The sequence below is a fragment of the Wolbachia endosymbiont (group B) of Melanostoma mellinum genome, from assembly GCF_947251465.1.
Lineage (GTDB): Bacteria > Pseudomonadota > Alphaproteobacteria > Rickettsiales > Anaplasmataceae > Wolbachia.
In genome coordinates, this window is sequence record NZ_OX366366.1 from 161,158 (window position 1) to 172,718 (window position 11,561).

The 11,561-nt window shown below is 34.7% G+C and carries 9 protein-coding genes; 8 read left to right on the forward strand and 1 reads right to left on the reverse strand.

The window, feature by feature from the left end:
* Positions 1-47: 47 nt before the first annotated feature.
* The 4 genes from OPR42_RS00740 to OPR42_RS00755 are packed head-to-tail and all read left to right on the forward strand — an operon-like array spanning position 48 to position 1,960.
* Positions 48-356, forward strand: a complete 309-nt coding sequence (locus tag OPR42_RS00740; RefSeq protein WP_265041524.1) for a hypothetical protein — start codon at positions 48-50, stop codon at positions 354-356.
* 3 nt (positions 357-359) lie between these two features.
* Positions 360-785, forward strand: a complete 426-nt coding sequence (locus OPR42_RS00745; RefSeq protein WP_264375644.1) for a phage tail protein — start codon at positions 360-362, stop codon at positions 783-785.
* A 10-nt stretch (positions 786-795) separates the two neighbouring features.
* A complete protein-coding gene (locus OPR42_RS00750) occupies positions 796-969 on the forward strand; it encodes a tail protein X (protein ID WP_265041525.1) in 174 nt (57 codons plus the stop codon).
* Between the two features lies 1 nt (position 970).
* A complete protein-coding gene (locus OPR42_RS00755; protein ID WP_264336807.1) occupies positions 971-1,960 on the forward strand; it encodes a phage late control D family protein in 990 nt (329 codons plus the stop codon).
* On the opposite strand, the gene OPR42_RS00760 is transcribed toward OPR42_RS00755, so the two are convergent.
* Positions 1,926-2,462 carry an ankyrin repeat domain-containing protein gene (locus OPR42_RS00760; protein WP_265041526.1) on the reverse strand — a complete coding sequence of 179 codons (537 nt, stop codon included), beginning with the start codon at positions 2,460-2,462 and terminating at the stop codon, positions 1,926-1,928. The genes OPR42_RS00755 and OPR42_RS00760 overlap by 35 nt on opposite strands.
* A 122-nt stretch (positions 2,463-2,584) precedes the next feature.
* On the opposite strand from OPR42_RS00760, the gene OPR42_RS00765 reads away from it, so the two are divergent.
* From OPR42_RS00765 to OPR42_RS00780, 4 genes are all read left to right on the forward strand, one after another.
* Entirely contained in the window at positions 2,585-2,803 is a 219-nt protein-coding gene (locus tag OPR42_RS00765; RefSeq protein WP_264375640.1) for a hypothetical protein, read from the forward strand.
* A 4-nt stretch (positions 2,804-2,807) separates the two neighbouring features.
* Entirely contained in the window at positions 2,808-3,713 is a 906-nt protein-coding gene (locus OPR42_RS00770) for a patatin-like phospholipase family protein (RefSeq protein ID WP_265042350.1), read from the forward strand.
* Between the two features lie 105 nt (positions 3,714-3,818).
* Positions 3,819-11,042: a SpvB/TcaC N-terminal domain-containing protein gene (locus OPR42_RS00775; protein WP_265041527.1), complete on the forward strand. Its 7,224-nt coding sequence runs from the start codon at positions 3,819-3,821 to the stop codon at positions 11,040-11,042.
* Between the two features lie 149 nt (positions 11,043-11,191).
* A complete protein-coding gene (locus tag OPR42_RS00780; RefSeq protein ID WP_265041528.1) occupies positions 11,192-11,560 on the forward strand; it encodes a hypothetical protein in 369 nt (122 codons plus the stop codon).
* Position 11,561: the final 1 nt, after the last annotated feature.

The window sequence follows — 11,561 nt, forward strand, 5'->3', positions numbered from 1 at the left end:
CCTTACTTTACTATCAACATTTTGTGTTATTACTACTTTAATATATTATGTCAATTGTTTTTTATCCTTGCCACACCTCTGAACGGATACTTACTCAGCCCTTTAGAACAATCAGTAATCTGTGGAATAAAAGAAATGAGTCTAAACTAGAAGTTAAGTCTGTAAATAACGTTATAAGTGATTCTCTTAAGTACCCCATTGCGGCACACAGTAAAGCTGTAGAGAATAAAACTCAAAATAATCACTTCAGTATTAATATTCATTCAACCCCTGGGCAAGATACACGTAGCATTGCTGATGAAGTAATGGAGCGAATTAGAGAGCAATTTAGTGGCGCACTTTACGATATAAATTAAATTATGTTATCTCTTGGTCCATATAGATTTTCATTAATTGAGCAAGGCTTTACACGCAGAAGTGAATATCGCTGGCCTGCACTTGAGCGTATTGGGGAAAAGCCATTGCTTCAAAGTATTGGTCCTGGAGAGGACATTGTTGAGCTTGCAGGAGTAATCTATTCAGGAGGGCTGAAGCAAATAAATAATATGCGAAATTCATCGAAACCTCTTTTACTTATTGATGGCCAAGGTAACATTTTAGGCCATTTTGTTATTGTGAAAATAGAAGAAACGCAGAAATATTTTTTTCCAAATGGTGAACCAAGAAAGATTGAGTTTCATTTAAGTTTAAAACGTTATGATAACGTATTACTAGATAGCAATTTATCATCACGAAATAGCACTACTGACTTTACTGTAACTGACAATGATGTACTACAAGACTAAAGAAAATGACATGTTGGATTTTATTTGTTGGAAACACTATGGATTCAGCTCTGGAGCAATTGAGGTTGTGTTAAAAGCTAACTCTGGGCTTGCAGAGTACGAGCTTCTTCCTGCAGGATTAATTATTAAACTTCCTGTTATTCAAAAAGAAACACAAAAGCAAGTAGTGAAACTATGGGATTGAAATGACACCAGATTTTAGCATTTCAGTAGAAGGGATTTTAATCACTGAACTAGTAAAGAGTCGGCTAATATCAATGCACATTACTGATGAAGCTGGAATAATAAGTGATACTGCTGTAATTCACCTTGACGACCGTGATTCATTATTTGAGATTCCTAGAACTGGGGCAAAGCTAAATATTTTACTCGGGTATAAGGAAACTGGCATTGTGCCAATGGGAGATTATATAGTAAATGAAATTACGCTACAAGGCCCGCCACAATCACTAAAGATTAAAAGTCATGCAGCGGATCTAAAAGAGTCATTAAAGGAACAAGTGTTTAATGAGTGGCATCAAATTACCTTAAATGATTTGGTAAAAAAGATTGCAGACAAACATGGCTATCAAGCTAAAGTTGCTGCAGAGTTTGTAAATATCATGATATCACATATTGATCAAACTGCAGAGAGCGATATGCATTTTTTAACCAGGCTTGCTCAAATTTATGGAGCAATAGCAAAACCTGCAGGAGGATATTTACTGTTTGTTTCAAAAGGAAAAGCAAAATCAGTTACCGGAAAAACTTTAAGCACTATTACTTTAACACCTAGAGATATTACAAATTGGAAAGTAAAATTTAATGAGCGTAATCAATATGGCTCGGTTATTGCTTACTGGTATGATTATGAAAAAGCAGAGACAATAACGGAAAAAGTAGGTGATCAAGAACCAAGCTATATTTTGCGAGATATTTATGCAAGTAGTGATTTGGCACAAAGTGCAGCATCTGCGAAGTTGAATCAGCTGATGAGTAATGCAGCAACACTCAATGTCACAATGCCAGGAAATCCTGAATTATTTGCTGAAGCAAAGATCAACCTTTCTGGGTTTCGCAAGGAAATTTATGGCGAGTGGATAATAAATAAGGCTGAGCATGTAGTTGATAATCTTGGCTATCGTACTATATTAACAGCAGTTATGGGAACAATTGATAGTGGGAAAGTAATTTGATAATTTCCTCATAAATATCTTCTTTATTATTGTTTAATTCCTCTACAGCAAGATCTAAAGGAGTTTTTTTATCTTTATTTTTAGCAAGAGGATGTGCTCCATTTTCCAGTAGAAATTTAGTAATTTCCAAACGTCCTTCCTGTGCAGCATAGTGCAAAGCTGTCCAGCCAAAAGCATCAGTAGTATTTATATCAATGCCCTCTTCAATTAGAAATTTTACGACTTCTAAACAGCCTCCGCTTGTAGCATAGTGTAATGATGTTGCACCAAAATGATGAGTAGCATTGATATCTACTACATTTTTTATTAAGGATCTTACAGTATCTAAATTACATTTTTCAGCTGCAGTAGATAATGTTTCCAGATCATTGCCACTTGCCTTACTTTTTATTGGCACATCTTTTGATAATTGGTCTGTACTAAAGTGCTTATACAGAACAATAACGCATATTATTGGTATTATTGAACTTGTTACCAATTTCCAAAAAAGGCTAGATTTCATGTTGATTATATTATTTACATCGCTTGTTTAGTGCAACTAATTAACTTTATTTTAGAAAAGATTTTTTGGACGTATTTTTGATGAATCTTGTATATATCTATATACAGCTTTTCCTTAAAAAAATGACAAACACAGGAAAGATTCCTATAGCAGTAATTGCTACTATGGTAATACAAACAATAGCATTGATCTGGTGGCTGGCCAAACTCGATTTAAGAGTGCATATGCATGATAAATTTATAGAGCAAAATCAAAGGACTACAGAAATCATCTATCGCCTTGAAGAAAGGGTCAAAAACCTTGCTGAGGAAGTTAATGAACTTGAGCAGAGACAAAAATAAAAAAGTGGCAAAGTATATTTTATCTGTTGATGGAGGTGGAATCAGAGGAATAATTCCTGCCATTATTCTAGCAGAAATTGAATCTAGGACAAAAAAGCCAATTTCCCAGATTTTTGATTTAATGGCAGGCACCTCAACCGGTGGAATTATTGTTGCTGGACTTTGTAAAAGCAATAAACTTCAATACTCTGCCAATGATTTGGTTGAACTTTATCAAGAGTATGGAGCATATATCTTTCAATCATCATTTTGGAGAAAATCAATTGCTTCTTGGCTGAGTGGTTCTCAGTACTCGTATAGAAATATGGAATTTATTCTCAACAAATACTTTGGTGAAAGTACTATGGCCGATGTTGCAAGTAATCTACTACTCACCAGTTATGACATTCACAATAGTTGTGAATTTTTCTTTAAAAGTTGGAAAGAAGAAAACATTAAGTTGAAAGATGCACTCAGAGCTACAACAGCTGCTCCAACGTACTTTACACCAAAACGTCTGAAAATTAGCCAAACAGAGAGAGTGTTGATAGATGGCGGAGTGTTTGCTAATAATCCAGCAGCTTGTGCATATGCAAGTGGCAAGAGATTATTTCCAAATGATGAGATTATACTGCTATCAATAGGCACTGGTGGAACAGATAGAAGTATAAAGTATGCTAACTCAAGGAAATTTGGCAAAATAGGGTGGGTCAAGCCACTACTGAATGTGATGTTTGCCTCTGGATTGGATTGTGTTGATTATCAACTAGAGCAAGTAATAGATGATAAATATATGCGAATACAATCACAATTGAAAGTAGCATCAGCTGAAATGGATGATATAACACCTCAAAATATTAAATGTTTGCAGCAAGAAGCAAAGGCAATGATAGAAAGTCATCAAAGAGTAATTGATGTGCTATCAAAGTAATATAAGTTTAAGGCAAGACTTTTTTGATAAAAATAATTTGGACGTTTTTTTTACCAATCTTGTATATATATAACATAAAAGCGCGTTTTCACGCAATCAAATCAAATGGAACATAACAAAGATACTTCACAAAAGTCTACTATTGAGGCCAAAAAGCTTGAATTACCAAAAGGTGGAGGAGCTATAAAAGGAATCAGTGAAGCTTTTCAAGCTAATTCGTTCACCGGTACTGGGTCCTTCTCAATACCAATTCCACTTCCAACGTGCCGTAATTTTTCGCCTTCTTTAAGTGTTGATTATAGCTCTGGTGGTGGCAATGGAGTATTTGGTATAGGGTTTAATGTTTCAATAGCAAGTATTATCAGAAAAACATCAAAAAAAATTCCAACTTATGATGATGAAGATGTTTTTGTACTTATAGGAGCAGATGACTTGGTTGCGATTAATCAAACAAGTAATAGCAAATATGATATTACTTATTATCAGCCAAGTGTTGAAGGATTGTTTGCTAAAATAGAGCGTTTGATAAGTAGAAATGATAATACGGTTTATTGGCAAGTCACTAGTAAAGATGGCAGTGTTGCCATTTATGGTAAAAATAAACAAGCACAAATCTATGATCCAAAGAGTAATAGCCGCATAGCAGAATGGTTACTTGAGGAATTAAGTGATGTATATGGAAATAAAATATTTTATTATTATCGCTCAAGTACAGCAAACTTAGAAAGACGAGGTGGTGGTAAAGTAATAGATCGCATTACTTATGGATATAACCAAGAACTAAATTATAACCATTTTGAAGTTCTGTTTGATTATGGCGAAAATGATTTTATCAGTCCGATAGATAAAAAGTACAACAAAGAGAGAAAAGCTATCATCCGCCCGGATCCATTTACCTCACACATTACAGGGTTTGCAGTTAGAACTGAGCTGTTATGTCGAGCTATAAGAATTTATCATCGATTTGATGCAGAGCCAATATTAGTAAATGGCACATATTTTGATTACGATGAAAAACCAACGATTACATACTTAAGAGCGGTAAAACAAGTTGGCTATTATGAAAGAGAAGGCAAAAGATTCACTAAGACTACACCAACTTTAGTTTTTTCTCATACCAGTGATGATTCTACCTACGTTTCAACAGTTTCATCGGTAACACTCAAGAAACCATCTAAACAGCTTTTGCAGATTTTAAAAGAACAAGATTTTGTCTTTTCAGAACAAAATGCAGAAATCTCTGAAGAAAACTCAAATTGGAAAATCAAAGACAGTGAAAAAACTCTTGTCATAAAAGAAAAAGGAAATTTTTTAGACCTTCACAATTCAAATAATAGAAACTCTTTTAAACCGGTAAAAATTCAAGGGTTTGCTGGGTACCTAAATGACCGAAGATTTCAATCGGTAGATCTATATCAAGAAGGTATTGAAGGAATATTATATAACGATGGCAACACAATCCTTTATTTCAGACCAAATGGTGATGGAGAGTTTGCTCAAGCTAAACTACTGGAGCGTTTTCCATCGCTGCTTCGTAAAACTACTTATTCACTGACGAGCTTAGAAGGTAACGGTGAGTTACAGCTTTATGTGAATGAAAGTGGTTTTCAGGGTTACCATGATTTTGATGGTAATAGTAAATGGAGTGAATTTAAGCCTCTTGAATCGCAAGTAATCAACTTGAGCAGCGAAATTCAAGAGATGATAGACGTCACAGGAGATGGAAGAACTGATATCGTAGTATTTGAAGGAGAAAGCGTTAGAGTATATCCATCTGCTGGTAAAAAAGGATACAAAAAAGCTATTTACAGTAAAGCGCCAAAAGACTTGCCAAATCAACGTGCCAGTTCAGAGAGTACTTTAGTACGCTTCGCTGATATGTTTGGTGATGGTAAGAGCCATCTAGTAAAAATAGAAAATGGCAAAGTAGAATGTTGGCCAAATCTTGGCTATGGAAAATTTGGAGAAAAAGTTGTATTTAAAAATGCTCCATATTTTAGGAATGGATTAAATGCAAAAAGACTTTACTTTGCTGACATTGATGGCTCTGGTACTACTGATTTAGTTTATGCTAACCATAATAGTTTAGATATCTATTATAACAATAGCGGCAACTCTTTCAGTAAACCAGTAACTTTGAAATTACCGGTGAATTACAATCAAATTGGTCGTATTGAGTTTGCTGACATTCTAGGAAATGGAACTAACTGTTTGCTTATTAGCTATCTGGATCAAAGTTTAAAGTTACAGCATTTATACTATGATTTTTACAATGGAGTAAAACCGCACTTACTGAAGCAAATAGATAATAACATGGGTAACATTACTCGTCTTCATTATGCAGCTTCTACTAAGTTTTACTTGGAGGATAGAAAAGAAAATCGTCCTTGGGTTACAAGTCTGCCATTTCCAGTACAAGTAGTTGAAAAAATAGAAACCATAGACAACATAGTAGGAAGTAAACTTACCAACAAATATAGCTATCATCATGGATTTTATGATTACACTGAAAAAGAATTTCGCGGATTTGGTTTTGTAGAAACTTGGGATACTGAAGATTTTGCTACAACTGATCAAAAAGAAGATTATGTTGCTCCTATTTATACCAAGACTTGGTACCATACTGGAGCTTATAAAAAGGCAGAAAATTTAGTTGAGAGCTATAGAAAAGAATTTTACCAAGGAGATGAGAAAGCCTTAAGAATCACTCCTCAGGTATTTGATGAAAATATCATCTTAATAGAGGACAAAAGACAGGCATACCGAGCTATTCAGGGGCAAGTGCTAAGACAAGAAGTCTATGGTTTAGATAAAGGAGAGCTCTACTTACATCCATACTCAGTCACTGAATCCAGCGCTGCAGTAAAATTATTGAAGTCTAGTAATGATAGTTCTCACAAAGTTTTTAAATACGGAACATTTTTTGTTAACTTACAAGAAACAATTAGTTATCACTATGAAAGAAATTGCTGTGATCCACGTATTCAGCACGATTTTGTTTTAGAAGTAGATGAATATGGTAATGTCACTAAATCAGCAAGTATTACTTATCCGCGTCGAAATCAGCCAAATAATTATTTAGAGCAGCAAAAGTTACACGCTACTTTAGAACAGAGCTTTTACATCAATAATACTGAAAGATTTTACTTACTTGGAACTTTATACAAATCACAAGCTTTTGAGATTGGGGGCTTACTTGACGGTTATATCAATATTAATGACTTAAGAAATCAGGTAGAGAGATCTCTACAAAAGACTATTAGGTTTGAAGAAGCTTTAAATTATACAAGCCTAGAGGCGAGACTCTTAAGTGAAAATCACAATTACTATTGGAATGAAGAGCAAAGTGGAGTTTTGCCGCTAGGATCGGTAACTAAGCAAGCGCTTCTCCACCATACTGAAGCTATGGTATTTTCTGATAGTCAAATAAAAGAAGTATTTTCTGGTAAAATAACCTCTGAGCAAATGCTCAAAGATCTTGGCTATAAGAAAACGTCAAACAACTTCTGGTGGGCACCAAGTCCTACGCAACATTATTGTGGTAGTGATAAATATTATTTACCTAAAAAAGTAATTGATGTTTTTGGCGCTGAGACTGCAGTTGTTTATGATCAGTATAATTTACTGCCAATAAAAACGATTGTAAAGGCAACTGCAAGCTCAAGTTATGAAACGACAGCAGAATATGATTATCAGCGCTTAAGTCCAGTAAAACTCACTGATCATAACGGTAACATATCAGAAGTTATTTTAAATCCACTCGGAGTTGTAATTGCTACTTCTATTTATGGCAGTGAAAATGGAGAAGAGAAAGGAGATAAACCATTATTTGAGTATCAAGTCAGAAAGAATCCGAATTTTGAAGATATTTTAAGCCTAGCAGAAGAGGCAAATGGCCCAGAGTACTATTTACAGAACGCAACAAGTTTCTTTTATTATGATCTGGAAGCATGGAGAAGAAATGGCCAACCTGTGCATGTGATTAACTTGCTGAGAGAAACTCATGTTTCAGAAGGAAGTTCTACAAGAATCAGGAGAGTTGTAACTCATATTGATGGTTTTGGCAGAAATCTTGAGACCAAAATGCTAACTAATGCTGAAACCGGAGAGTGGATGGCATCAGGCAGAGTTGTATATAACAATAAAGGCACGGAGGTGAAAAAGTATGAACCTTTTTATAGCAATACACCTCTTTATGACCTCGAAGAGAGTGTGCATAATCAAGGAGTATCTGACACTCTTTATTATGATCCTCTGCTAAGAAATATTCGTATCGACACAGCAAAAGGTTTTTTCAGCAAAGTAGAATTTGATTCGTGGACTATCAAGCACTTTGATCTTAATGATACCGTGAAAGATTCAGAGTATTACAAAGAATTTACCGAAAAATGGAATAGCGCAAGCGCAGCAGAAAAGGTAGCTTTAAGAGATGAAAAAGATGCACTGAGCAAAGCAGAAAAACACTACAATACACCAACAATAGAACATTTGGATAGTTTAGGAAGAAAGTTTTTACAGATAGAGATTTTAAACAATAACGAACAAAGCAATGTAGAATTAAAATCTCACGTAAAACTTGATATTCAAGGAAATGAACTGGAAAGTATAGACCCAAGGTTTTATGAACAAAATAAAGGCAAATCAGAAAATGAGAGAGTAAAAAACTTTCGTCATGTTTACTCTATGGCAGGACTCTTGAAAAGTATCAGTGTTGATGCTGGAGAGACCTGGAATTTAGCAAATGTTGCTGGAAGTGCAGTGTATAATTGGGATGGCAAAGGGTCGCTTACTTACACAGAATATGATAAATTGCAACGGCCAGTAAGAGTAAAAGTTACTGATCAGGATCTAAATTTAAATGGTAATGTTGTCGAAAGATTCTTTTATTCTGAAGACATTCAAGATAAAGCTACCAATCGCTATGGAACTCTGATTGCTCATTATGACCAAGCAGGATTAACTGAAGCTAAAGAAAATGATTTTAAAGGTCAGACATTAAAAAGTAGCTACATTCTGAGGAAGAATTATAAACAAGAGGCAAATTGGCAAAACGTTGAAAGTATTGTTACGGTACATGCAGATCTTGAACAGGAAGTGTTTAATTCCACAGTTAAGTACAATGCCTTAGGCGAAATAATTGAAAAGACTGATTCGCAAAATAATACTCATATTCCAATTTATGATATAGCTGGCAGAGTAAAACAAATTAACCTTAAGAAGCAAGGAGAAAATATAAAAACCTATGTTTCTGATATCAGTTATAATCCTAAAGGTCAACGTACATCGATTAGCTATGGCAATAGGGTTGTTACCAGCTATAGCTATGACTCGAAAACATTTAGATTAACCAAACTTGAAAGCGTCAAAGGGCAAAAGAAATTACAAAGTATTAACTACACTTATGACCCTGTTGGTAATATTACTACAATGGATGATGAGTCTTATAGAACTATTTTTCCAGATAATAAAAGTATAGATACTAAGTCAGATTATCATTACGATTCGCTTTATCGACTGACTCAAGCAACTGGAAAAGAGCATCCTGCCTTAAGTGGAAAGAAAGGCATTAGCGATAATGATGATTACATTACACCAATTTCGCATCTAAATAACCAAAATGCGATCAGTAATTATACTGAATATTATGATTTTGATTATGGCAGTAATATTACAAAAATTAGGCATAACGGAAAAAATAGTTCCACTAAAGAGTTTTACATATCGAATAAATCTAATCGCAGTTTGCCGATAATAGATAAAAGGCCAGTAAATGAAAATGATATAGATGGAAGTTACGCTGAAAGGGGTAATTTATTGAAGCTCAGTGGTACACAGAACTTGCACTGGAATTACCGCGATAACATCGCCTATGTTGATATTATAACTAGGCCTAGAGGGAAAAATGATAGTGAATATTATGTTTATGATAGCAGTGGACAACGAGTCCGCAAAGTAACTGAAACTTATCAGAACAATGAAAGAAATTTTACTCGAGTAGAAAAAATTTATTTTGGCGATATTCAAGTTACTAGAACTTACCAAAATAATAGTTTAAGCAAAGAGAAGTATACTGTCCATGTGATGGATGATAAAAGTAGAGTAGCTCTACATCACTGCTACACTAAAGGAAGCCCTGAAGAAACTAGAAAAAGCCAAAACCGTTATCAGCTGAGTAATCATTTAGATTCAGTAGCGTTAGAATTAAATGATAATGCTGAAATCATAACTTATGAAGAGTATTTACCGTTTGGTGGCACAGCGCTGATTGCTGGCAAAACTGCTCGTGAAGTTACAGAAAAAGAATATCGGTATTCAGGGAAAGAAAGAGATGAGAGCACAGGTCTGTATTACTATGGTATGCGTTACTACGCACCTTGGCTCTTAAGGTGGATTAATCCTGATCCGGCGGGGACTGTTGATGGGTTGAATTTATTTCAGTTTATTAAAGGTAATCCAGTTAATGGTGTTGATGTTGGGGGAATGGGATCAGAAAGACTGAGCAAAAAACAGAAAGTTAGCTATAACGATTGTGATATAAGCAATGATGATGACCAGGAAGATTTATTTGAAGATACAGGCACGCCAGAACAAGATAAAAAGGATGATAAGTTAGATCCAAAATCTAGACCATATCCAGAATACTACTTTGTCGGATCAGATTCTGAAAGTGAGAATACTGAGGATTTTCAAGCTAATATTGAAAATAAACAGAACAAAACAAGTAGGAAAGTTGTAGGTAAAAAACGCAGTACTGCAAGTCATTATCTATCTAGGTTTAAGCATTACTTGTATGTAGGTGCTATTGAGCAAAGGGCTGCAGAAAAATTGAAGGAAAAAAGAGATTTTCTTGTTGCTCCTGATAGTAAGGAAAATACTATGTTTCAAGCTCAAAGAGGAGGGTATGGAAATGATTATCCTCAAGCCCACACTGTTGCATTGACTCTTAACCCAAAATATCAAAGCTCCCGTGAGACATCACAAGAAATCAAGGAATTAATTTCTGAATTAGCTCATGTTCAAGTTCAATCACGAAAAGAGGCAAACCTTGGTACAGGGCAGGGTATTGATACTGTACAAAGAACAAGCGGAAAAGAAGGGGCACTAGGTATACTTCGAAAGATTGACTATGCCCAACGTAACACTCCTGGAAATATAGAACTAGTTAATCAAATAAAAGATAAGTTTATATCCAAGATAGAAGAAGCTAAGGCAAACAAATTATCGGAACTGTCAAAAGATAATATCGATAAAATTTTTAATCGTGCTCTCGAATATTATCAGGGACTACAACATATTCAACAGCAAAGGAAAAATAGAGGGGCGGGATAAGTAGAAAGTACATTTTAACGATATGTTGAGCAATAATAACTATATCAAAAAGGTAAGGAAAATTTCAGAGCAAGAATGGGATGTATCACTTTTTAAGTCGAGCAACAAATATTAATTTAAAAATCTAAACAACTATTAAGAGGAAAAACATGACCAACGAAAATACAGCGAACGATTCTCAAATTCGCCTAGAGAAGATGGGAATAGAAAATGGGGAAATAACTGAGAAATTACTCAGCTTTAAAAATGAAAATGATGAGTATTTATATGACTCAGCATTTAAAATAACAGATTTATGTGAGGATGTTTTTATCGAAATAGTAAAAGACAAAATCACAGAGCAAGAAGCTAAAGATATTTACCGGAAAGCGCTAAATAGGAGAGAGTTCGTCTCTCGCTATATAGAAAATGCCAGAGAAATGACCGAACCACATTATCGAGCACTACGTGTCTGCAATATTGACCACGATACTGCAGAGAAGTGCGACACAATTATACACAGTTTACAAGGAGAATAAT

Bases quoted from the DNA above. Each gene is read 5' to 3' on its own strand.
- OPR42_RS00780 (WP_265041528.1), top strand. From the start codon at position 11,192: ATGACCAACGAAAATACAGCGAACGATTCTCAAATTCGCCTAGAGAAG.
- OPR42_RS00775 (WP_265041527.1), top strand. From the start codon at position 3,819: ATGGAACATAACAAAGATACTTCACAAAAGTCTACTATTGAGGCCAAA.
- OPR42_RS00740 (WP_265041524.1), top strand. From the start codon at position 48: ATGTCAATTGTTTTTTATCCTTGCCACACCTCTGAACGGATACTTACT.
- OPR42_RS00760 (WP_265041526.1), bottom strand. From the start codon at position 2,462: ATGAAATCTAGCCTTTTTTGGAAATTGGTAACAAGTTCAATAATACCA.
- OPR42_RS00745 (WP_264375644.1), top strand. From the start codon at position 360: ATGTTATCTCTTGGTCCATATAGATTTTCATTAATTGAGCAAGGCTTT.
- OPR42_RS00765 (WP_264375640.1), top strand. From the start codon at position 2,585: ATGACAAACACAGGAAAGATTCCTATAGCAGTAATTGCTACTATGGTA.
- OPR42_RS00750 (WP_265041525.1), top strand. From the start codon at position 796: ATGTTGGATTTTATTTGTTGGAAACACTATGGATTCAGCTCTGGAGCA.
- OPR42_RS00755 (WP_264336807.1), top strand. From the start codon at position 971: ATGACACCAGATTTTAGCATTTCAGTAGAAGGGATTTTAATCACTGAA.